Source organism: Treponema sp. (assembly GCF_045641405.1).
Taxonomy (GTDB): domain Bacteria; phylum Spirochaetota; class Spirochaetia; order Treponematales; family Treponemataceae; genus Treponema_D.
In genome coordinates, this window is sequence record NZ_JAZUGX010000047.1 from 68829 (window position 1) to 91490 (window position 22662).

Consider the following 22662-nt stretch of genomic DNA (forward strand, 5'->3'; position numbering starts at 1 on the left):
CAATGTCATCGTCGGCGAGATCATCGTCATCTTCCAGTTCTTCTTCCTGCTCGATGATTTCATCCTCTGCTTTCTTTGACTTTGCAGCCTTCTTTGCCTTTGGGGCTGCCTTTTTTACACTTTTTTTATCCGTTGATTTTTTTTCAGGTTGCTTTTTAGCCATTATTAACCCTTCATATCTTGAATTTTGGAATCAACTTCCATTTTCTGCTTAAGAAGTTTTTCCAGTTCCATCTTATCCTCTGGCAGAGAGCTCCGTGAAAGAACTTCAATCCTTTCCCTGATCTTGAGCTTTCTGCTTTCAAGGACCTTGCTTTTCAGGTAGCGAATGCTTCCTTCCGCCGATTCTGCGATAGTGTCTCCATGGACATCAGTGGACTTTACTACCAGTCCCTTCAATTCATCGCTTTCCAACCGAATAAGTATATTGCTTACTGAAAAACTGTCGTTGATGCAACACTCTTCCATGGCAGAATACAATTGTCTGGAACTTTCTTCCCGAAGATCATCCTTTGTGATTTCTTCGTGCATCTTCTTGAAGAGGTTCACATCGTTCACCGCTGTCATTACAGCCTGCAGTTCGGCAGTCATTACGATTTTTTCTTTTTTCTCTGCCGTAATCTGATTGTTATTGAACTGATTCAACCTAGCACGAACATTTTCACGCTTTAAGTAATCCTGGCGAAGAGCCTCCTTTTCAATTGCATATGCCTGACTGAATAATTCCAGACAGGATTCCTTTTCTACATTGGACTGCAGAGAATCTATATACTCGAAATATTCTAAAGATGCTTTAGATTTTCCCCAAGGGGTGTCTTTAGGATATAATTCTTGCAGTTTAGAGATAAGAAATTCGAAATCAAATCTAGAACCGTTTACCTGCTTTGTCAAGTATTCAGCACCAAAAGTGAGCATAATTTCTGCAGGATCCTTTCCACCTTGCAGCTGGACAACCCTAACAGGAATGTTCAGGCTTCTGCACATAAGTATGGAGCGTCTGGTTGCTTTCTGCCCTGCTGCGTCGGAATCAAAAGAAAGAAGAACCTCCTCGACAAAAGGCTTGATTATGTGAAGATGCTCCATGGTCATTGCAGTTCCCAGTGTAGCAACCGCATAATCGACTCCACACTGATGGTATGCGATGCAGTCCATGTAACCTTCACAGAAAATCACTTTCTTGTTTCGCCTTATGCTTTCCTTTGCAAAATTGAAGGCATAGAGAATATTGCCCTTCTTGTAATGCATCAGCTCTGGAGAATTCTTATACTTTGACTGAGCTTCAAAATCGCTACCACGAAGGAACCTTCCTCCCATGGCGACGCAGTCTCCGTTGCGGTCAAAGATCGGAAACATGAGTCTTCCGCAGAAAAATGCCGTGTCGGGTCTTTTTCTGTTGAAAAGTCCTGAATTATCAAGAAATTCCTTGGAATAGCTTTTGCCCTCAAGAAATTTCCTAAGCCAGAATCTATCCTCGGGACTATATCCGATCTTGAATTTTTCCAGGGTCTCTTTTGTAAGTCCCCTCTTGGTGATGTAATCCAGGGCGAATTTTCCTGCGTTCGTCTCCATCAGTGCATAGTGGAAAGTTCCCGCCATCCTTGTATAAAGTGAGCGATATTCTTCCTTAAGCTTTGCGTTGGGATCTTCACGCTGCCTCTCAGTACCACCGTTTTCATACTTGAGTATCACGCCAGCTTTTTTTGCAAGCAGAGAAACTGCCTCGGAAAAGGATACCTTATCCATCTCCTTTATAAAATCTATGACGGTTCCTGTGGCATGACAACTGAAACAGTAATAAAATTTTTTTTCAGGCGAAACGCTGAAGGAAGGTGTCTTATCCTGATGGAAAGGACAGCACCCCCACCAGTCACGGCCCTTCTGGGTAAGCTGAATTCTTTCCCCTACAACCTGTACTATGTCGGTTCTGTTAGAGACTTCTTCTATTGATTCGCGAGAAATGAAACCTGCCATTATTTTGAAACGTAGTTTGTGTTTTCCGCAGCCTTGTGCTCATCAAAGCTGGTGCTGAATGTATGTCTGCCTGTTGTCGGATCGGTAAGGACAAAGAAATAGTAGTTCGTTTTGGCAGGATTCGAGGCGGCTTCAAGAGCCACTGTCCCTGGATTCGATATGGCACCTTCAGGAAGACCTGCCCACATGTAGGTATTGTATGGACTGTCAATCTTAAGGTCCTTGTATGTAATTCTTCCTGGATGAGGAAGTCCCTGAATCTCTGTGATTATGTATTCAATGGTAGCACAGGAATAAAGCCCTATGTTGTGTCTGAGCCTGTTTGTAAAGACACTGGCGATCACAGGAGCTTCATCCTTGATGCGGTATTCCCGTTCAATTATGGAAGAAAGAATTACCACCTCGTGAAGCCGCTGTCTGTCCATGTCTACAAAAGAGGGAATCTCTGAAATCTTCTTGAAGAAATTGTCAACCATCGTACGAACAACATCTTCACCTTTCATTCCATGTATAAAGAAATAGGTGTCTGGAAAAAGGTATCCTTCAAAGGAAAGCCCTGGAATCCTATATTCTGAAAGCAGCTTTTCATCACTGCATGACTGCAGGAATTCCATGGCAGTACAGATGTTTTTTTCTTCGAGAATTCTTCCGATCTTGGATTTAGTAAGCCCTTCTGGAACGCTTACGTTGATGTATTCCTGTTCCCCAGACTGAAGGAGTTCATAGATTTCCTTAAGGCTCATGGTGCTTCTCAGCGTATAGGTTCCGCTCTTCAAGGTAAAAGCCTTGGATCTGTCAAACAGATTGAAGCGGACGGCGATGTAAAGTATCCTTGACGACCTGATGAATTTCTCTTTTTCAAGTGTATCTGCTATCTGTCTTACTGAAGTTCCTGCAGGCACAGTGATTTTGCCTACATATTCTTCCTCGATGGAAGTGACAGGCTTGATTGAATGGAACCAAATGGACAAAGCCACGACAACGGATACACAGGCAACCGCCACCATCCAGAGAAAAAGAGAAAGGATAAGGGTAAACGCCTTTTTTGCTTTCATCATATCATTCAGCCCTAGAGGACAATCTCCTGACCTTCACGGGACATATGTATCTTAACTTCATTGCCCTCGGCATTATATTTTTGATAATTGATGCCTGCTGAAAGGATTGCATCAAGCTTCTTGTCGTCATATGCAGGTTCATGATGAAAGAAATAGAGGTCCGAAACATTCCATAGGGAGGCAAATTCCACCGCCCTGCTGAAGGAACTATGCCCCCAGTTCACCTTTTTTGCAGCCTCTGGATTTGTGTATTGGCTGTCCAGAATGAGTACGTCCGCATCCTGAAAATAGAAATTCCTTTCCACGCTCTTGTCAAAATCGCTTGCCTGAAGCTCTGCATCGGTGCAGTAGATGAATTTCTTGTGACCTTCCTGGAAAGAATATGAATAGGAATCTCCAGGATGAAACATCTTATGGCATTCAATCTTCAGACCAAAAAGTTCTATAGGCTTTCCTTCCTCTATTTTGTGGAAGTGGCACTGGTTCTTAACCGATTTCCAGCATCCATTCGGTGGAAAGAACGGTGTCGAACTCTGTTTTTCAAAGCATTCTTCAGCATTGTCTACTGGAGAATAGATATCGATGGTCACCGCAGGGTTGAATGATGGTCCAAAGAAAGGAAACCCCTGGATATGATCCCAATGCAGATGGGACATGAATATGGTGTAATGCTTGTCCTCAGGCTGCTTTCCATATATGGCGTAGTCACGCAGACCTGTACCGCAGTCAAGAAGAATGACTTCACCGCTCTTAGGTCTCAATTCTATACAAGGAGTGTTTCCGCCGTAGGTACCATAGATCCAGTCAGGCAAAGAAGAAATGAACCTCATCTTGGACTCTGGTGATTCAAGGTCCTTTGGCGTCATTCTGGCAATTGCTGCCGTAAGTTTAGCCTGAACCTGCTCATTGTTAAGAGGTTTTGGCAAAGATCCTCGTACTCCCCAGAAATGAATGAACATTTTTTTCTATATCCTCCCACTTTAGAAACGAGAGATACGGGATTCGAACCCACAACCTTCGGCTCCGGAGGCCAACGCTCTATCCAGTTGAGCTAATCTCTCAGTCAAACATAAAAGATATATTCTAGTCCACAGAATGTCAACGCATGGAGAATCAGGAGACCATGACCACAAACGAAATGTTATCCATATGTGGCATAAAAATGGAAAATTTGCTATATTATATTCAATTATGGAACCAATCATTTTAGCATCTTCGTCACCAAGACGACAGCAGATCCTCAAGTCCCTTGGAATCCCCTACATCGTTCATCCCGCAGACATCGACGAATCAGTCCCAAAGGACATCAAGCCAGAAATGGCTCCTGAATATCTTGCGGCAAAGAAAGTGGATGCCGTAGTCAGGAACATTTCCCAGGACAATGAAATCGGATGGGTGCTCGCCGCCGATACTGCCATAATTTATAGAAACAAGATCTATGGAAAACCTAAGGATGCTGACGAAGCAAGAGAATTTCTCAAGACCTTCCAGGGTAACACCCATAAGGTAATCACGGGAATCGCACTTTATAACGGTTCAATCCACTACATGTCGACAAGGACCAGCGTAAACAAGGTCACCTTTGCTCCTATGAGCGACATGGACATCGAATGGTATCTTTCGACAAGCGAATGGCATGGTGCTGCGGGCGGCTACAGGATCCAGGAGAGCGGCTCATGTTTCATACAGAAGGTGGAAGGCACTGAAAGTTCTGTCGTGGGGTTGCCTATATATGAACTTTGTGATATGCTACGCGAGCAAAATTATAAGCTTTTCGAAAGATAAGCCGTCCGTTCGTAGAATGGGCAGTTTGCCGGGCATTTGACATTGCTGTTTGCTTGTCAGGTGTTACGAAATCATCCGGGCTGTTTTAGGCAGTCACGAGAAAAAGATCAGGAAGGAAGAACCTGCCTAAGGAAGGTCATAAGGTTTTTCCAAGTGAAGGAGTACTCAAATGGCAGTAGTAACCATGAAGAGTTTGCTTGAATCAGGTGTACACTTTGGTCACCAGGTAAAGCGTTGGGATCCACGTATGAAGAAGTATATCTTCGCAGAACGCAATGGAATCCACATCATCGACTTGCAGAAGACAATCACTGCAATCAAAGACAGCTACGATGTTATCCGCAAGGTTGCATCAGCTAACAAACCAGTTCTTTTCGTTGGAACAAAGAAGCAGGCACAGCAGGCTATCGCAAAGGAAGCTGAACGCTGTGGCATGTACTACGTAAACAGCCGCTGGCTCGGTGGTACACTCACAAACTTCGCAACAATCAAGAAGTCCCTCCTCCGTCTCAAGAAGATTGAAAAGATGGAAGTTGACGGAACATTCGACAACCTTACAAAGAAAGAAGTAGCTAACCTCCTCAAGGAAAAGGAAAAGCTCACAAAGAACTACGGCGGAATGAAGGATATGAAGGAACTCCCAGGAGCAATCTTCATCATCGACACACACAAGGAACAGATCGCTGTTGCTGAAGCTCGCCGCATGGGCATCCCAATCGTTGCTATCGTTGATACAAACTGTAACCCAGAAGGAATCGACTACCCAATCCCAGGTAACGACGATGCTATCCGCGCTATCTCCCTCTTCACATCAATCATTGCTAACGCAGTAATCGAAGCAGACAACGAACAGGGTCTCAAGATCATCGATACACTCGGTGACGAAGAAGAAGTTACAACAGATGCTTCAACAAAGAAGGATGACGAAGAAATCGTTGACTATTCTAACTATCAGCCTACAGAAGCTAAAGAAGAAGATGTAGAAGCTGACAAGAAAGAAAGCGAACTTCTCGACGAAGACAACTACACAAACAAATAATCAACTGGGGATCTGAGCAAGGTCCCCTACAAACCTATTTATAAGGATATTAAAATGGCTATTACAGCAGCAATGGTAAAAGAATTGTTCAAGGCAACTGGTGCTGGTATGCTTGACTGCAAGAAGGCACTTACAGATGCTAACGGTGATATGGCAGAAGCAGAAAAGATCCTCAAGGAAAAGGGTCTTGCTGCAGTTGCAAAGCGTTCAGAAAGAGCAACATCTGAAGGACGCATCTACATCAAGCAGGAAGGAAACAAGATTGCTATCGTAGCAGTTACTTGTGAAACAGACTTCGTAGCAAAGAACGCTGACTTCATCGCTACAGGTGAAAAGGTTCTCGCAGAAGTTCTTGCAAAGGGTTATACAGAAGCAAACGATGAACTCAAGAACATTGTTCTCGACTTTGCAACACGCACACGCGAAAACATGTCTTTGAGCACAGTAAAGCTCATCGAAGTTCCAGCTGATGCATCTGCAGGTATGTACATCCACACAGACTTCAAGCAGGCTGGTGTTGTAGTGATCAAGGGTTCAGCAGACGACAAGGTAAAGGAATTTGCACGCGACTGCTGTATGCACCTCGTTGCAGAAACACCTGCTTACAACACAAGAGCTGAAGTTCCAGCTGAATACATCGAAGAACAGAAGAGCATCTTCAAGTCTCAGATGGATCAGGACGAAAAGATGGCAGGCAAGCCAGAAAACGTTAAGGAAGGAATCCTTCAGGGCAAGATCAACAAGCACCTTGCAGAAATCTGTTTCGAAGACCAGATGTTCGTTAAGGATGACAAGAAAACAGTTAAGGCAAAGCTTGACGAAGTTGGAAAGTCAGTTGGTGCAACACTTTCATTTGCTGACATCAACCTTCTCCTTCTTGGAAAATAATTACTGAAAAGTAAGAATGGCGGTCTGCCTTTCGGGGCTGGCCGCTATTTAAGTTTATGGCATACAGTGTCGGTTATCGGCACCTGATTTTTAATTTTAATTCTATGGAGACAATTATGGCAGACAACGAAAGCCGCATGGAAAAAACAGTAAATGCTCTCAAGGATGAATACAACACAATCCGCACAGGCCGTGCAAGCGCATCAATTTTGGATAAAGTTCGTGTTGACTACTATGGAACACCTACTCCACTCAGCCAGGTTGGAACAATCTCGGTTCCAGATGCACGCTCACTTGTAATTTCTCCATTTGACAAGTCAATCATGGGTGACATTGAAAAGGCAATTCAGAAGGCTGAACTTGGCTTGAACCCAAACAACGACGGAAAAGTTATCCGCATTGCAATTCCACCTCTAACAGCTGACCGCCGTAAGGAACTTGTAAAACAGGCTAAGGCAACTGCAGAAAACTACCGCACGACAATCCGCAACATTCGTCGTGATGGTAACGATGATCTTAAGAAGCAGCAGAAAGCTGGAGAAATCACAGAAGATCAGCTTAAGACAGAAACTGACAAGCTTCAGAAGCTTACAGATAAATACATTGATGAAATCAATAAGGTTTATGAAGCCAAAGAAAAGGAAATAATGGAATAATTTCCTATGACAGATTCATCAGTTTCAACTAACATTGAAATCAACAGGGACCAGCTGCCAGAACATGTAGCAATCATCATGGACGGCAACGGCCGCTGGGCAAAAAACCGGAACCTGATTCGCACAAACGGTCATACAGAAGGTCTTAAGCGTGCAAAAGAAATCGCTAAGGCTGCTTCTGATCTTGGACTTAAGTACATAACTTTCTATGTTTTTTCAACTGAAAACTGGAAGCGTACGGAACAGGAAGTCGGTTTTCTGATGAATCTGATCCACACTTATCTACTTTCAGAGTTTGCTTTCTGCAAAGAAAACGGAATAAGGGTAAGACTTCTTGGAGACAGAACTGGTCTTCCTAAAAATGTACAGGAAGATATCAATAAGATTGAAAAAGACACGGAATCATTTACAGACAAACTTACAATCTGCCTTGCAATCAACTATGGTGGACGCGATGAGATAGTTCGCGGTATAAAGAAGCTTGTCTCTGAAGGAATTGATTCTACGACCATAACAGAAAAATCAATTTCAGAAAGCTTTGATGTACCAGAGCTTCCTGATGTTGATTTACTGATCAGAACAGGCGGAGAAAAACGACTGAGCAATTTCTTGATGTGGCATTCTGCTTACGCCGAACTTTTGTTTAAGGATACCCTCTGGCCTGATTACCATAAAGAAGAATTCTTCAGCGATATTGTGGAATTCCAGAAAAGAACTAGAAGATTTGGAGCTGTACCCGTATGAGTAAAGTTGCTTCCCGTTTATTAGCATTTTTTGTTGGTGTTCCCGTAGTAATGGGAATCGTCGTGTGGCCTACCCTAAACCATCTGCCACTTCATGTTCTTCTTTCCGTTGCGACGGGAATTGGAGCAAATGAACTCTACAATATCTTTGCAAAGAACCATAAACTTTTGCCAAGAAAATTTATTGTTACCTGTGCTACCTTATTGACGGTAATCGCTGGAATCAATGCAGTCGTTCCACCTATGTTCAACATCACCCTTCCTAGCGGACAGGAAATCGTCACCTATGCATATATCTTCATCCTTCTTTTAATCCTTTTCCTTGAAGTTTTTACCGCCGATGAGTTCAAGGACTCAATTGACAGGATTGCATCATCTACTTTCATCATTACATATACGGGATTTCTCCTTACTTTCATATCAAGAATGACTGTCTGGAAGCTTGACGGTTCAAGCATCACAGTTCCATGTATCTGCATATTCCTCCTTATGGTCTTTTTCACAGACAGCATCGCATGGTTCATGGGAGTTCTTTTTGGAAAGAGCACCCGTGGTTTTGTAAAGGCAAGTCCAAACAAAAGCCTCGTTGGTTTCATCGGTGGATTCATTGGGGCGGCAGGTGCAGGTATCCTTGGATATTTCATCTGGAATGATATTTTTGGTGACGGTATGCTTAAGCTTATCATTACAGGTCTTTTCATCGCCTTTTCTTCAATCGTCGGTGACCTTGCAGAATCTGTCTTCAAGAGATCGGCAGAAGTAAAGGACAGTGGAAATGTAATCCCTGGTCGTGGTGGAATGCTTGATTCAATCGATTCCATCGTAATGTCTGCTCCTGTCTTCTACATCCTTTTCAATATCCTTTTTGGACCATTGCACTGATGAAAAAAAGAATCTTAGTTCTTGGTTGTACAGGTTCCATCGGTAAACAGACAATCGATATCTGCCGCAACATGCCAGAAGATTTTGAGGTCTGTGGAGTTGCCGCAGGAAAAAATGAAGATGCCGTCGACGCCCTTTGCAAGGAATTCTGCTGTCAAGGGACCGTCTTTTCCCGTGACGGAATCAAAGGAATTGAAGAGCTCATAAAGAACTGCAATGCGGATATTGCTGTAAACGGAATAGCTGGAGCAGTTGGACTTGAACCAAGTGTTCTGGTTTTGGAGAATGGAATCGATCTTGCCCTGGCAAACAAAGAAACTGTTGTAATGGCTTGGCATGTCGTAAAGGATCTTGCAGCAAAACACAATTGCCACATTGTTCCAGTGGACAGCGAACACAGCGCCATTTTCAACCTAACACAGAAAATAGGAACAGAGAACATATCTGAAATCGTAATTACCGCAAGCGGTGGACCATTCCGTAAACTTTCCGACGAGGAGCTTAAGACAGTCACTGTGGAGGATGCACTCAAGCATCCAACCTGGAGCATGGGACCAAAAATCACAATCGACAGTGCATCCCTTGCAAACAAAGGGCTGGAAGTAATAGAAGCAGTAAGGCTTTTTGATTTTAGTCCAGATAAAGTAAAGGTCGTTGTACATCCGCAAAGCCTCATCCATTCACTGGTGCGAACAAAAGACGGTGTTCTCTATGCACAGATTTCAAATCCTGATATGAGGCATCCAATTTATGGTGCTTTGGTTTGGCCAGAGTACAAAGAAAATTATCTTGAACCATTCGATCTTGCATCCTGCGGGGAAATGACATTCTTTCCTCCTAGAATGGATTCATTTCCTCTGCTTGCATTGGCATATGAATGTGCAAGAAAAAGCAATTCATATACAATAGCCTTCAACGCAGCCAATGAAATTGCAGTAGCCGCCTTCATAGAAAAAAAATGCTCATTCCTTCAAATTTCTGAAATTGTAGCAAAAACCCTTGAAAAGGATTGGTCAGCCACACCTGACAGCATTGAAAAAGTTTATGAAGCTGATAGATGTGCCAGGGAAGCTGCTAGGGAAATACTTGCTTCACTCATAGCATCTTAGACGGGAGATATAAAATTGACATTCTTATTGGGAATCATCGGTCTTGGTTTTCTTGTCTTTTTCCACGAACTTGGACATTTCATAGCGGCAAGAATATCTGGAGTTAAGGTTGAGGCTTTCTCCGTTGGAATGGGACCAATTCTTTTACACCATACCATCAAGGATACAGACTATAGGCTTTCACTTATACCGCTGGGCGGTTACTGTGCCATGAAAGGTGAACAGGATTTCAGGAATGCCCTTGACAGCAATCTAAAAACCATTGAAGGTTCGGACGATTCATTTTATGGCGTACACCCCCTAAAGAGGCTATTGATCGCCTTTGCAGGTCCCTTTTTCAATTATTTTTTTGGATTTCTTGCATTCTTTTTGATCGCACTCATCGGCTACACCTACTACAGTGCAGGAACGAAGGTTTCCATGGCGGACGAAATCTATCCTGAACTTCATTCAGCAGCCCACGAAGCAGGCATGGAATCTGGAGATATCATTAAGAAAATCAACGGCACTGAGGTTTCTGATTTTGCAGAAATCGCATCTTTTGTAGCTACCCATCCAGACGAAGAACTTTTATTTACAGTGGACCGTAACGGTACCCTTATTGAAATTGTTATACATTCAGATCTTGACAAGGAAACAGGAAGCGGAAAGGTCGGCATAGTATCCGACAAAGATTCAATTGTTGAAAGAGTACATGAAAGAAAGAATATGGCAGAAGCGGCAAAGGAAGGTATCGTTGAATCCTTGAAAGTAATTCAGCTTACATTTAAAAGCATAAGAATTCTTTTTAAGGGAATCAAAGTTCAGAACGCCGTCTCAGGACCTGTTCGCATAACATCAATGCTTGGCACTACTGTACAACAGGGCTTCAACGCTGGCATTAAGGCTGGAATCGTAAGTACCCTTGAATTCCTTGCGATGATATCCATCTCCCTTTTCCTGACCAATCTACTTCCAGTTCCTATTCTTGATGGAGGACTGATTCTATTTGCTTTCATCGAATGGCTTTCTGGAAAGAAGCTTTCACCTAAGGTACTGTACTATATTCAGATGGCAGGAATTGGTATAATAGCAGTATTGATGATGTTTGCTCTTTTTGGAGACATTATGTATTTCATGAAGAAGTAAAAAAGGACAATTTGAGATATGAAAATGAAGAAAATTTTATACACCTTGACAATGATTATAGGTTCCGTTGCATATGCCCAGGCTTATGTTTCTACACAATCCCATGAAGGAAAGGTTAACTACATACAGCCATTTGAAACAGCTTCAAATTTTGACAGCAACTTCTACTCCGCAGGAAATGACGGCTTTCTTGTAAAATGGTCTTCTGACGGCATGGGAGAACATTATCAGGTTTCCGATCTTCAGATACAACGAGTCGCAAGAAATCCAGTGTCAGGTGATGTTGCAGTTTACGAAACTGATGGAATTTCTGTACACCGTGTCACGGTCGTTGACCCACGCAACTTTTCAAAGCGTTTTTCAAAACGTTTTTCAGATTCCATTGCGTCCCTTACATTCTCTGCCAAAGGAAACTACCTCATAGTAGGAACAAACGCAGTCAATGGCTGTTTCATTCTAAATTCCAGGACGGGAAACGTAATCAAGAAAGTCAGCGACGTACCAGGCATAATTACAATGGCAAAAACAGGGGCTTCAGAAAAAAAAGCAGTCCTTTATTCAAGAACTGGAGCAATTTTCTATTACAACATGCAGACGCATAAAACAGAAAAGAAATTCTCTACGGTCCCTGCACTTCAGCAGCCGATGATCTTTGGAACAGGAAAACTTAACAACAGACTTTTTGCAGGCATCAAGGACAATACCGTTTATATCATTGATGCTGCCGACGGGAAAACCCTTGCCACATATCCTGCCAACAACGGTCTCATTTTTGCTTCAGAGTATGATCAAGGTGACAAGCAGGGACTTTATTTTACCTCGGAATCAGGAAGAACATGGTCGCTCCGTCTTATAAATGCTGAAAACCTAAAAAAGCTTTTGACAGGCTTTAATGTACCAACTCCTTTAGTCGTCAAGAACTTTACCGGACTCAAAGGACGCGATTCCTTTACATGCGCTTCAAAAAATGCGGGTTCCATCATGCTTGGCACACAGTCGGGCAACATTTACACCATGACAGATATTCCTGAATCAGAGCTTTACAGCCTCTTTGCCATCACGGAAAACATGTATCAGAAAATCTACGATATCGATGCAAGCGGCACGGAATTCTATTTCCTTACAAACAACAGCATCTACAAGACTTCCTTTGATACTAAAATCATGAGCAGGATTGGAAGCAACCCTAGCCACAGCAATCTTATTAAACACAAGGACAAGATCATTCTCTGGTCACGCAATACGGCTAAGACAGTTCAATGTTTCTCTCTTGATGGTAGCGAAAATCTTGATGCTCTTTTTAATCCCACAAATCAGATTAGAGCACTTAGAATTGTAGAAAATAAAATCATTTATGTTTCTGGTACCAGTTCTGTATTCATATACAACATGAATGACGGTTCAAACAACGAGGTCTATACAGGAACCTCAATTCAGGATGCAGTTTTAATTGACGAAAACACCCTCTATGTTGCAAAGACAGGAACAGGCAGAGGTGACAGTCCACTCATAAATGTAAACCTTCAGACTGGGGAAACCGTACCTTTGAAGTTTAACGGTGATGTGGCTTTCTCGTTAAGCTATGATTCTAACAATGAAAATTCAAATCTCTATGGTATTGGAATCAATTCTACAAACGGTATAAAAACAGAAGTATTCTCGTACAACCCAAGAACAAATGTACAGACTTCCCTCTTTAGCCTTACAGCCGAAGACAGCTCTGCATTTACAACAATCAAGCTGCCACTTGTTTTCACAAACATTGGAAAGAACTCAGTCCGTGCCTGCAATACAGGAACACGAAAGACAACTGTTTACAAGCGTTCTGCTTCCATGCCAATCAAGGCAGCTTCCACAGGCAACAAGGTTGCTGTCCTTAACCGTAACGGAAGCATTTCATGGTATAATTCCGGCTCTCAGGTTCTGATCGCAGACTGGGTACTTACCACAGACGGTGAATGGTTTGACCTTGTAAACTGACAGCAACTAAACAAAAAACTTTTGCATTATGCAGCCAAGCAAAAACATTTAATATGAACAAAAAAGGGGCTGTCCCAAAAGTATGTTTTGTGGTGGTTGAGCTTGTCGAAACCACCATAGCTGGTATCTTGGTCATTTCGACAGGCTCAATGACCGCTAGCATAAATACTTATTAGACAGCCCCTTTGTTTGTTATTTAGCAACCGCGGAAAATTGCCTCGTTGTAGATTTCAAGATACTTTTCAGCAGCCTCGTCCCAACCGAAGGTTTTCTTCATGCCAGTCTGCTGCATTTTCTTGATGTGATCCTTCTTGTTATAGTAGGCCCAGACTGCCCAGCCCACAGTGTCATAGATTGCACGAGGAGTAAGCTGCTCGAATACGAAGCCTGTTCCATCACCAGTTTCCTGATTGTAGTTGTCGACTGTATCAGCAAGACCGCCAGTCTTTCGGACGATAGGAAGGGTTCCATAAAGCATGGAATAGATCTGGTTGAGTCCGCATGGTTCATATTTTGAAGGCATAAGGAAGAAGTCTGAACCTGCTTCAATAAGGTGGCTCAAGGCATCATCATAGCCAATATAAGCGCGGAAGTTTGGAAGCTTTGACTGAAGGTTGCGGATTTCATTTTCACACCAGGCTTCACCGCTACCAAGAACAACTACCTGTACCTTCATGTCATTACAGATCTGATAGATCGACCCGTAAGAAGGCGCAAAGATTTCTGCAATCCCCTTCTGGTCTGCAAGACGAGTAACAATACCGATTACAGGAATGTCAGGGTTGATTTCAAGACCCATTTTCTTCTGGAGCTCTTCCTTACAGATGGCCTTACCCTTCATATCTTTTGCAGAATATTTTGCAGGAATCTTCTTGTCTACTTCTGGGCTCCATTCCTTAAGGTCAGCTCCGTTAAGGACACCGCGTACAACTTCGCTACGAACACGCAAAAGTCCATCCATGCCAAAACCACCTTCAGGAGTCTGGATTTCCTTTGCATAGGTTGGAGAAACGGTTGTAATCATGTCAGCAGAAGTTACGCCAGCCTGAAGGAAGTTGATTCCACCGTTATGTTCAAACCCTGCACCATAGTACAATCCCCAGTCAATACCAAGGGAAGTAAATGAATCCTTTGAATACTGTCCCTGATATCCCTGGTTGTGAATTGTAAGTACAGAAGCAGTCTTTTCAAAACCGCAATAGCGGCAAACATGCTTAAGGATTGCAGGAGCAAGACAGGCAGACCAGTCATGGCAATGGATTACATCAGGATACCAGCCAAGCTTGCGGCAAAGCTGGAAAGCTCCGTGGTTGAGGACCGCAAAGCGATATGGATTGTCATGGAAGTCTGTTTCAGATGGAACGCCATAAACACCATCACGGCCAAAGCACTGTTCGTGGTCAATGAAATATACGGAAAGCTTGTCGCAGCCTGGCATTGTAGTTGTATAGACCGCAGACCAGGTTTCCTGCTGTCCTGCAGCAATAGCCATAGGTCCTTCAAGCAATGTAAGCTTGCTTCTGTCAATCTTGTAATAGCGAGGCATAACGATCTTAACATCATGACCCATTTTAGTAAGCTGAATGGCAAGAGCACTTACCATATCAGCGAGTCCACCAGTTTTAGCAAAAGGTACTGTTTCAGCTGTTACCATTAAAATTTTCATAGAGATGCTCCTTGATTCAGTTTATTTTTTAAGATCAGCCATTGCTTTTACAAAGGCCTCTTTTGAATTCTTGATAGAATCCGCACTTACACAGTATGCCATTCTTATCCAGCCCTTTCCGCCAAAGCCGCTTCCAGGTGCCGTAAGGATAAGATATTTCTTAAGGTAGTCACAGAAAGCCATGTCATCGCCATTGAAGCAGTCTGGAGCCTTGCACCACATGTAGAATGCTCCCTCTGGAACAATGTGTTCGATTCCTGCGGCATCAAGTACATCCATGACCATGTTGCGCCTTGTTTCGTAAAGGCTATAGTCAACCTTTGCATTCCAGGTTTCAGCAACAACGCGCTGGAAGAATGCAGGTGCATTTACATACCCAAGAACACGGGTTGTAAAAATACAGGCGGCAACAACTTCATCCTTGTCAGGACATGCAGGATTTACGCAGATGTAACCGATTCTTTCGCCAGGAAGAGAAAGATTTTTTGCAAATGAAGTCACGACAATTGAACTGTCATAGATCGGGAAAGCACCTGGAACTTCTTTTCCATCGTAAACGATTGCACGATATGGTTCGTCACATACAAGATAAGGCTTTCTTCCACACTTTGAAGCATGTTCCTCAAGGACCTTAGCAAGAGCTTCGATTTCTGACTTTGTGTAAACACGGCCTGTAGGATTGTTTGGACTGTTGATGAGAACGGCAGCAGTCTTTTCATTAAGGGCAGCTTTAATTGCTTCCACATCAAGGCTGAAGTCTGCCTTTGTATTAACTTCAACAAGAACACCACCGTGATTTTTTACATAGTGCTTGTATTCAGTAAAATATGGAGCTGGAACAACGACATTGTCCCCTTCGTTAAGAATGGCCTTAAAAAGAGCATTGAGGGCACTAGCAGCACCAACAGACATTATAACGCAATCACCAGTAACCTTTACACCCTGTTCAAGGCTTGTTTTTTCCGCCATTGCGTCACGGCAGAACTGGAAACCTGCATTAGGCATATAACCATGGAAATTCTTTTCACGGCAAAGCCCAACATTCTTTTCCATGGAAGCCTTTACTTCTACAGGTGGCTCAAGATCAGGATTACCGATGCTGAAGTCAAAAACTTTGTCATTGCCATACTGGGCCTTAAGTTTGATTCCTTCCTCAAACATCTTGCGAATTACCCCAGCACCCTTGCTGGTCATTGTTTCTTTTATGTTATTAGAAATAGGCATAAATTGCTCCAAAAATAATGATTTTTCAATGCCTTAATTATACCACAAAAAATGGATATTAAAATGAAAATAAAAAAAAGTTTTTTATAACGATGGAAGTTGCTAAAACTAATATGACTGACATACAACAATCTTTCTGTTGCATTTTGCACATTCAAAAACAAAAGCGGCAGTATTGTTACCTATATCATTCCATAATATATTTATGTCATCGACAAGTGATAAGGTATATTCGTTCAACAGGCTTTTAAAAAATTCAATAGGATCATAATCTAAAGCTTCGCGGATGAAGTCTTCTTTCTTCCATTCCCCGATAAAAATGCAAAAATCATCACAACACACCTGCCAATCATTGTATTGAATCCAGGGTACAGGAGGTGTATATTTTAATTCTTCTATCTCTTGATTCAAATCTTTTTTTATTTTGTTTTTTATAAATTCTGGAATAAGAACTTCTGCTTTCTTACGCTTAAAACATGAAACACAGACTGACTTAATTTCTGGATTATCAAAATATGTTCCTTCCAAGCAATCTATTTCACTTCCACAAAATTGGCATTTTTCCTTTGAAAACATTACATTTTTCTTAAAATTTTTGTGATACTTGTATTCTTCCATACTGATCCTTTAATATTTCATATAGAAAGACTATTAAATAAAAAAGACATCCCTATAAATTCTTCCCAACAACAATCCGAATGATCTTTTCATTCTTTATATTAAACTGAATGAAGGAAGCCCAATCTTTTGAATCATATCGTAATTCTAAACTGGATTTTTCGTAATCAATATTCATAGAATCATTCTATACAGAATAAATTTTTTGCATATGACGGAAAGCAAAAATCACTATAAGAAATTTCCTTCAATTTTTCAGTCAACGAATCTTTGAAAGGTGGTTTAAAATAAAAAAACTTCTGTATTAAACAGAAGTCTAAGTCTTGGGGAGTGTAGGATTCGGACCTACGAAGGAAAACCAACAGATTTACAGTCTGCCCCCTTTGACCACTCGGGAAACTCCCCATTCCCTTATTGGGAAAGCCGCCGCAGGGATTCGGACCCAGGACCTCGAGATTACAAATCACGCGCTCTACCAGCTGAGCTACAGCGGCTTAATTTTTTATCATCCACACTTTCGTGTCGCTGATGTAAGATACTATATAGAAACTAGGAAAAAGTGTCAATAGCAATATCAAAAAAAATTAAAAAAATTTGACATTTTCAAAAAAAAATCCCAGCAGAACAATGAAATGCATCACTGCCCTACTGGGTCTTCTTATTGAATCAAATATTAATCCTTGATTACATCACAGCCTTGACTTCAACTGTTTCTCCGGCCTTGGCCATAGGAACAAGATTTCCTTCTGCCTTAGCACCGTTGATGTAAAGTTCCTTGATTCCCTTCTGGGCACCGTTGTTTACGATCTCGATGTTGTATGTTGCATCACGGAACTTGCGTGTAACCTTGTATCCCTTAACGTCTGTTGGGAGACATGGATCGATTACGATTCCCTTGTAAGATGGCTTGATACCAAGAAGATGCTGGCTTACTGTGAGCCACATCCATGCAGCCGTTCCTGTAAGCCAAGAGTTCTTTCCTTCACCAGGCTTTGCTGCATCCTTACCTGCAACCATCTGGCAGTTTACATAAGGTTCAACCTTGTGGAGCTGCTGGTCCTTAAGGTACATAGGAGAAATCTTGCGGAAGAGTTCCCAGGCATCGTTACCGCGACCTGCAACTGTTTCACCGATGATTACCCATGGGTTGTTGTGGCAGAAGATACCTGCGTTCTCTTTGTATCCAGCAGGATAAGAAGAAATTTCACCCATTTCTACATGGTATTTTGTATATGCAGGGTTGTTGAGAACCATACCGTGTTCACAGTCAAGGTACTTCTTACAAGAGTCGATGGCCTTGTCAACCATTCCGTCTTCAAGACCGATTCCAGCCATTGTACAGAAGCCCTGTGATTCGATGAAGATCTTTCCTTCTTCGCATTCGTTTGAACCGATCTTGTTTCCGTAGAAGTCATATGCGCGGAGGTACCATTCACCGTCCCAACCGTGCTTCTTTACAGCTTCAATCATGCTGTCAACGCATTTCTGAGCACGTGCAGCTTCGTCGTCTTTTCCAACCTGCTTACAGAGTTCGATGTAGTCTTTACCTGTAACAACAAAGAGACCTGCGATCATGAGGGATTCAGCCTTTGAACCTTCAGAGTTGTTTTCTGTTGTCTGGAATGATTCGTTTGGATCCCAAGAGAAACAGTTCAGGTTGAGACAGTCGTTCCAGTCTGCACGTCCGATGAGAGGGAGCATGTGAGGGCCCAAGTTTTCTACAACGTGGTTGAAAGAAATCTTAAGGTGTTCCATGAGTGAAACTTCTGTTCCAGCCTTGTTGTCGAATGGAACTGGTTCATCAAGGATCGAGAAGTCTCCAGTTTCCTTAACGTATGCAACTGTACCGAAAATGAGCCAGCATGGATCGTCGTTGAATCCACCGCCGATGTCGTTATTTCCGTGCTTTGTAAGTGGCTGATACTGGTGATAGCATCCTCCGTCTGGGAACTGTGAAGATGCAATGTCCATGATTCTTTCGCGTGCGCGGGAAGGAACCTGGTGAACGAATCCAACAAGATCCTGGTTAGAATCACGGAATCCCATTCCACGTCCTACACCACTTTCGAAGAATGATGCTGAGCGTGAGAAGTTGAATGTGATCATACACTGGTACTGGCTCCAGATGTTAACCATGCGATTGAGCTTTTCGTCGTCGCTCTTAACAACATACTTGTCAAGGAGAGCATCCCACATTGAGCGGAGTTCGTTGTATGCAGCATCTACAGCTTCTACAGTAGAGAACTTCTTGATGAGAGCTTCAGCCTTTGCCTTGTTTACGAGAGTAACATCGCTGTCCTGTGAAGAAATGAGAGTTCCGTTCTTCTTGCGCTGGATGTCTGCTTCAGAGAATTTTTCTTCCTGTGCGTTTTCAACATAGCCGAGGACAAAGATGTAGTCCTTGCTTTCACCGGCCTTGAGTTCAACTTCTACATAGTGTGAAGCGATTGGAGACCAACCGTGGGCAAGTGAGTTGCTTGGCTTTCCTGCCATTACGCACTGTGGATCAGCGAATTCATTGTAAAGACCGATGAATGATTCGCGGTCTGTATCGTATCCGTCGATCTTTGCGTTTGTAAGTGAGTAATATGCGTAGTGGTTGCGGCGTTCCTTGTATTCTGTCTTGTGATAGATTGTAGAACCGTCGATTTCAACTTCACCAGTTGACCAGTTGCGCTGGAAGTTTTCCATGTCTGTAGCAGCATTCCAGAGACACCATTCAGCAAATGAGAAGAGCTTGATCTTCTTTGTTGCATTTGTTGTGTTCTTGAGTGTCACCTTCTGAACTTCTGCCCAAGTCTTGAGTGGAACAAAGAAAAGAACTGATGCTTCGATTCCGTTCTTGCTGCCAGTGATGCGTGTATAGTTCATACCGTGACGGCATTCGTAGCTGTCAAGTTCAGTCTTGCATGGTTTCCAACCTGGGTTCCATACTGTTCCGTTGTCGTTGATGTAGAAATAGCGTCCACCGTTATCCATTGGCACACCGTTGTAGCGGTAGCGTGTAATGCGGCGGAACTTAGCGTCCTTGTAGAATGAATAACCACCCGCAGTATTTGAAATGAGCGAGAAGAAATCCTCGTTGCCAAGGTAGTTGATCCAAGGCCAAGGTGTAGCTGGATTTGTGATTACAAATTCCCTGTTCTGGTCATCAAAATGTCCGAATTCCATAGTTTAGTTTTCCTTCAATAGTTTTATCCGCAGACAAATTCAAATGAACAAGTCTACAAAAATTTTGTGAATTTTATCATGTAAAGTCATAAAAGTCAAAGATTATGTTGAAAGCCACATGCAAGTGGAAAAACTTGTTTTTTTTAAATTTCCCCCATATAATGTTGATTATGAAAAAACACATCATTGCTTCATTACTTGCCATGTCACTTTTGATACCGGTGACAGCCAAAAAAGTGGTTCTTGATTATAATCAGCTCGCTTCAACAGCAACAGAAAAAGAAATCAAGACCGCATACAAAGCAGAACGTTCCCTGTTCTATAAGTCTTACTATGACAACAAGGAAACTTTCCTCCACCTCTGCCTTAAAAACAACAGACCATATTCCATTATCAAGATGTGCATCGACTATGAATCGGATGTCAACGCAAAGACGAAGGACGGACGTTCAACTCTTTCATATGCCGCTGAATATTCTTCGGATCCAAAAGCTGTAGAAGCACTGGTCAAGACAGACGCACTTACAGCCTCAAGGAAAAGAAAGAAGATTCTTCAGACAGATGATTATGGAAAAAATGCTTTCCACTATGCAAAAGAAAATTCAAACACAACCATTTATTCCAAGCTCTGTGAATTTACAGAAGATCCTAATGTATATGAGTCTGATTCGGTTTCCACCGATTCAAGATCACCTGATTCACCTTTAGATGACATTGCTGCTGTTGAAGCAGAGCTTGCAAGAGAAGCCGCTGAACTTGAAGCAATGACATATCAGCCTCCTGTCGCAGAAACAGTAGCCGCAGCAACAGTTGCAACCGCTGTAGCAGAACTTGCTGCCCCAGCAGAAGAAAAAGAAGAAGAAACAGCTGAACCTGTCTCAGAAGTAAGCGATGAACCAGAAGTTGTCGCACTTGTTGAAGAACCTGCACCTGAGATCGAAACAAAACCAGACCTTAAGAAACAGGAAGTTGAAACATACGCAAGTGCCTTCCTTCTCGATTATGCGGAAGAACCTGCAGAAGAGCCTGCTCAGCAGAAAATCGTCAAGATCGAGAATCCAGACCTCGCAGACAAAAATGGAGTCACACTCCTCATGAAGGCTGCAAAATCTGGAAACGACTGGGACGTTCGCACACTTCTTGCAAGCGGTGCGGATGTAAATCTCCGTGACAAGGATGGATGGACAGCACTCATGTATGCTTCCCGATATCAGAACAACCTCAACATCATCAACATGCTCATTGAAAAGGGAGCACATGTACGCGTAAGAAACAAGTTCAACGCTACACCTCTCCTTATGGCAGCAGACTATTCAAAGAACCCTGAAATTCTTTCTGTTCTTCTCAAGAACCGCACGGTTGCAGAAGACGAGGTTTTCAGAGCCTTCATTTTCTGCATCACGGGCAAAACAAGCTCAGTCCATGTCCGAGCAGCAAAAGTCAAGCTCTTCCTCGACATGAACGTTCCACTTAATAGACTTTGGAAGGGACAGACACCATTGATGTATGCCGCCCAATACAGCACTTCAACGGATGTAATCCAGCAGCTTATCGATGCAGGTGCAGATGCAACAATCATGAACGACAAGGGAATGACTGCATTTGATTACGCAAAGAAAAACAAGAGGCTGCCTCAGGACAACACGTTCTGGGCTCTCAACAATGCAAAATAAAAATGAGAATCACTGGTGGTAAACTGAAAGGCAGAGTGACTGAGACTCCATATGGAAGGATGGCTATCAGACCTGCCATGGATAAAATGCGCGAATCCGTTTTTGCCATACTGGATCCAGTCCTGGAAGGAAAGTCTTTCCTGGACTTGTTCTCAGGTTCTGGAACCATTGCCCTTGAAGCCGTATCCCATGGAGCAACAGATGTTTCCCTTTGTGAAATGGATAAATCTAAAGCAAGAATTGTTTTTCAGAATGTAAAGATGGCTGAAGAAGTCGGCGTAAGAATCAAATGCCATTTCATGGCTGTCGAACTATATCTGAAACGCTGCAAGGAAAAGTTTGATTTCATCTTCATGGACCCCCCCTTCCCCTATAAATTCCGAAAGGAGCTTATAGAAACAGCAGGCTCCAGAAAATTGCTCAAGGAAGGCGGAAAACTTCTGATTCACTATCCTGAAGAAGATGCCCTCCCTGATAGAATCGGAAATCTGACTCTTGTGGATAAAAGAGTATATGGAAGATCCATCGTAAACTTTTACGCCTATGATCCTTCTGAAAATTCTGAGTCCAAAGCCGAAGATAGGCTGGAATCAAAAGAAACTTTACAGAACAAAGACTAAAACATTGGCAGCCTTCAAATTTTCAAAGTTTTTCCGTATTTAAGATAAATTAAATATTTCTTGACAAATGGGAAAGTAAAGTTACAATAGGTATAAGTAGAGATGACTGAAGATTTAAAAATACAGATAGACAATAAGCAGGATGAATATAGATTCATCAAGGTAACTGACAATCCTGTTCAAGGACTGTCGGATCAGCAGAAAGTCGCCCTCAATCGAAAAGCCAACACCCTTTTTAACGAAGGTAAATTTGAAATGGCGGAAAGAATCTTCATTACTACGGGATACTCCGATGGTCTTACTCGCGTTGGAGATAAATACGCTGAAAAAAATCAGTATTTTAAAGCCCTGAAACTTTACTTGCTTGCCCACAACAAGCGCAAAAGTGAACCGTTGATTGAAAAAATTTCACAGACAGTGTCTGTAATGTTAAAAAACAATTAAAAATATA

At 42.5% G+C, this 22662-nt stretch carries 19 protein-coding genes and 3 tRNA genes; 12 read left to right on the top strand and 10 right to left on the bottom strand.

What is annotated here, in order from left to right; all coding sequences use genetic code 11:
- Nucleotides 1-165: 165 nt before the first annotated feature.
- From dnaG to ACKI39_RS07490, 4 genes are all read right to left on the bottom strand, one after another.
- Nucleotides 166-1971, bottom strand: a complete 1806-nt coding sequence (gene dnaG / locus ACKI39_RS07475; protein WP_407399183.1) for a DNA primase — start codon at nucleotides 1969-1971, stop codon at nucleotides 166-168.
- Nucleotides 1971-3029, bottom strand: a complete 1059-nt coding sequence (gene mltG, locus ACKI39_RS07480) for an endolytic transglycosylase MltG (RefSeq protein WP_407399185.1) — start codon at nucleotides 3027-3029, stop codon at nucleotides 1971-1973. The genes dnaG and mltG overlap by 1 nt, the downstream gene beginning before the upstream one ends.
- An 11-nt stretch (nucleotides 3030-3040) precedes the next feature.
- On the bottom strand, nucleotides 3041-3988 hold the full coding sequence (locus tag ACKI39_RS07485; RefSeq protein WP_407399187.1) for an MBL fold metallo-hydrolase: 948 nt from the start codon (nucleotides 3986-3988) through the stop codon (nucleotides 3041-3043).
- Between the two features lie 28 nt (nucleotides 3989-4016).
- A tRNA-Arg gene (locus ACKI39_RS07490) sits at nucleotides 4017-4090 on the bottom strand.
- Between the two features lie 130 nt (nucleotides 4091-4220).
- On the opposite strand from ACKI39_RS07490, the gene ACKI39_RS07495 reads away from it, so the two are divergent.
- From ACKI39_RS07495 to ACKI39_RS07535, 9 genes are all read left to right on the top strand, one after another.
- A complete protein-coding gene (locus tag ACKI39_RS07495) occupies nucleotides 4221-4814 on the top strand; it encodes a Maf family protein (RefSeq protein ID WP_407399189.1) in 594 nt (197 codons plus the stop codon).
- A gap of 169 nt (nucleotides 4815-4983) precedes the next feature.
- Entirely contained in the window at nucleotides 4984-5853 is an 870-nt protein-coding gene (rpsB, locus tag ACKI39_RS07500) for a 30S ribosomal protein S2 (protein ID WP_318691215.1), read from the top strand.
- A 54-nt stretch (nucleotides 5854-5907) separates the two neighbouring features.
- Nucleotides 5908-6741 (top strand): translation elongation factor Ts, encoded by an 834-nt coding sequence (tsf, locus tag ACKI39_RS07505; RefSeq protein WP_407399191.1) that lies wholly within the window; start codon nucleotides 5908-5910, stop codon nucleotides 6739-6741.
- 116 nt (nucleotides 6742-6857) lie between these two features.
- A complete protein-coding gene (gene frr, locus ACKI39_RS07510) occupies nucleotides 6858-7397 on the top strand; it encodes a ribosome recycling factor (RefSeq protein WP_407399193.1) in 540 nt (179 codons plus the stop codon).
- A gap of 6 nt (nucleotides 7398-7403) precedes the next feature.
- Nucleotides 7404-8141, top strand: coding sequence for a polyprenyl diphosphate synthase (gene uppS / locus ACKI39_RS07515; protein ID WP_407399195.1), 738 nt, complete (start codon nucleotides 7404-7406; stop codon nucleotides 8139-8141).
- The gene (locus ACKI39_RS07520) at nucleotides 8138-9022 is read left to right on the top strand and encodes a phosphatidate cytidylyltransferase (protein WP_407399197.1); all 885 of its coding nucleotides are present in this window, start codon (nucleotides 8138-8140) and stop codon (nucleotides 9020-9022) included. The genes uppS and ACKI39_RS07520 overlap by 4 nt, the downstream gene beginning before the upstream one ends.
- A complete protein-coding gene (gene dxr / locus ACKI39_RS07525; protein ID WP_407399199.1) occupies nucleotides 9022-10131 on the top strand; it encodes a 1-deoxy-D-xylulose-5-phosphate reductoisomerase in 1110 nt (369 codons plus the stop codon). Before ACKI39_RS07520 ends, dxr begins: the two co-directional genes overlap by 1 nt.
- 15 nt (nucleotides 10132-10146) lie before the next feature.
- Entirely contained in the window at nucleotides 10147-11259 is a 1113-nt protein-coding gene (locus ACKI39_RS07530; RefSeq protein ID WP_407399201.1) for a M50 family metallopeptidase, read from the top strand.
- A gap of 24 nt (nucleotides 11260-11283) precedes the next feature.
- Entirely contained in the window at nucleotides 11284-13239 is a 1956-nt protein-coding gene (locus tag ACKI39_RS07535) for a tudor domain-containing protein (protein WP_407399203.1), read from the top strand.
- Nucleotides 13240-13435: 196 nt separating this feature from the next.
- On the opposite strand, the gene ACKI39_RS07540 is transcribed toward ACKI39_RS07535, so the two are convergent.
- From ACKI39_RS07540 to ACKI39_RS07565, 6 genes are all read right to left on the bottom strand, one after another.
- The gene (locus ACKI39_RS07540; protein WP_407399205.1) at nucleotides 13436-14905 is read right to left on the bottom strand and encodes a glycogen synthase; all 1470 of its coding nucleotides are present in this window, start codon (nucleotides 14903-14905) and stop codon (nucleotides 13436-13438) included.
- A 21-nt stretch (nucleotides 14906-14926) separates the two neighbouring features.
- Nucleotides 14927-16129 (bottom strand): pyridoxal phosphate-dependent aminotransferase, encoded by a 1203-nt coding sequence (locus tag ACKI39_RS07545; RefSeq protein WP_407399207.1) that lies wholly within the window; start codon nucleotides 16127-16129, stop codon nucleotides 14927-14929.
- A 108-nt stretch (nucleotides 16130-16237) separates the two neighbouring features.
- Complete coding sequence (locus tag ACKI39_RS07550) at nucleotides 16238-16747, bottom strand: CbrC family protein (protein WP_407399208.1); 510 nt, start codon at nucleotides 16745-16747, stop codon at nucleotides 16238-16240.
- 324 nt (nucleotides 16748-17071) lie between these two features.
- Nucleotides 17072-17152, bottom strand: a tRNA-Tyr gene (locus ACKI39_RS07555).
- A gap of 16 nt (nucleotides 17153-17168) precedes the next feature.
- Nucleotides 17169-17241, bottom strand: a tRNA-Thr gene (locus tag ACKI39_RS07560).
- 190 nt (nucleotides 17242-17431) lie between these two features.
- Nucleotides 17432-19918, bottom strand: coding sequence for a glycoside hydrolase family 94 protein (locus ACKI39_RS07565; protein ID WP_407399210.1), 2487 nt, complete (start codon nucleotides 19916-19918; stop codon nucleotides 17432-17434).
- 170 nt (nucleotides 19919-20088) lie between these two features.
- On the opposite strand from ACKI39_RS07565, the gene ACKI39_RS07570 reads away from it, so the two are divergent.
- From ACKI39_RS07570 to ACKI39_RS07580, 3 genes are all read left to right on the top strand, one after another.
- Entirely contained in the window at nucleotides 20089-21591 is a 1503-nt protein-coding gene (locus ACKI39_RS07570; RefSeq protein ID WP_407399212.1) for an ankyrin repeat domain-containing protein, read from the top strand.
- 2 nt (nucleotides 21592-21593) lie between these two features.
- Nucleotides 21594-22211 (top strand): 16S rRNA (guanine(966)-N(2))-methyltransferase RsmD, encoded by a 618-nt coding sequence (gene rsmD / locus ACKI39_RS07575; protein WP_407399214.1) that lies wholly within the window; start codon nucleotides 21594-21596, stop codon nucleotides 22209-22211.
- A 102-nt stretch (nucleotides 22212-22313) separates the two neighbouring features.
- Complete coding sequence (locus ACKI39_RS07580) at nucleotides 22314-22655, top strand: hypothetical protein (RefSeq protein WP_407399216.1); 342 nt, start codon at nucleotides 22314-22316, stop codon at nucleotides 22653-22655.
- Nucleotides 22656-22662 lie beyond the last annotated feature (7 nt).

Coding starts and splice junctions, on each gene's coding strand:
- dnaG (WP_407399183.1), bottom strand. CDS start 1,971: ATGGCAGGTTTCATTTCTCGCGAATCAATAGAAGAAGTCTCTAACAGA.
- mltG (WP_407399185.1), bottom strand. CDS start 3,029: ATGATGAAAGCAAAAAAGGCGTTTACCCTTATCCTTTCTCTTTTTCTC.
- ACKI39_RS07485 (WP_407399187.1), bottom strand. CDS start 3,988: ATGTTCATTCATTTCTGGGGAGTACGAGGATCTTTGCCAAAACCTCTT.
- ACKI39_RS07495 (WP_407399189.1), top strand. CDS start 4,221: ATGGAACCAATCATTTTAGCATCTTCGTCACCAAGACGACAGCAGATC.
- rpsB (WP_318691215.1), top strand. CDS start 4,984: ATGGCAGTAGTAACCATGAAGAGTTTGCTTGAATCAGGTGTACACTTT.
- tsf (WP_407399191.1), top strand. CDS start 5,908: ATGGCTATTACAGCAGCAATGGTAAAAGAATTGTTCAAGGCAACTGGT.
- frr (WP_407399193.1), top strand. CDS start 6,858: ATGGCAGACAACGAAAGCCGCATGGAAAAAACAGTAAATGCTCTCAAG.
- uppS (WP_407399195.1), top strand. CDS start 7,404: ATGACAGATTCATCAGTTTCAACTAACATTGAAATCAACAGGGACCAG.
- ACKI39_RS07520 (WP_407399197.1), top strand. CDS start 8,138: ATGAGTAAAGTTGCTTCCCGTTTATTAGCATTTTTTGTTGGTGTTCCC.
- dxr (WP_407399199.1), top strand. CDS start 9,022: ATGAAAAAAAGAATCTTAGTTCTTGGTTGTACAGGTTCCATCGGTAAA.
- ACKI39_RS07535 (WP_407399203.1), top strand. CDS start 11,284: ATGAAGAAAATTTTATACACCTTGACAATGATTATAGGTTCCGTTGCA.
- ACKI39_RS07540 (WP_407399205.1), bottom strand. CDS start 14,905: ATGAAAATTTTAATGGTAACAGCTGAAACAGTACCTTTTGCTAAAACT.
- ACKI39_RS07545 (WP_407399207.1), bottom strand. CDS start 16,129: ATGCCTATTTCTAATAACATAAAAGAAACAATGACCAGCAAGGGTGCT.
- ACKI39_RS07550 (WP_407399208.1), bottom strand. CDS start 16,747: ATGGAAGAATACAAGTATCACAAAAATTTTAAGAAAAATGTAATGTTT.
- ACKI39_RS07565 (WP_407399210.1), bottom strand. CDS start 19,918: ATGGAATTCGGACATTTTGATGACCAGAACAGGGAATTTGTAATCACA.
- ACKI39_RS07570 (WP_407399212.1), top strand. CDS start 20,089: ATGAAAAAACACATCATTGCTTCATTACTTGCCATGTCACTTTTGATA.
- rsmD (WP_407399214.1), top strand. CDS start 21,594: ATGAGAATCACTGGTGGTAAACTGAAAGGCAGAGTGACTGAGACTCCA.
- ACKI39_RS07580 (WP_407399216.1), top strand. CDS start 22,314: ATGACTGAAGATTTAAAAATACAGATAGACAATAAGCAGGATGAATAT.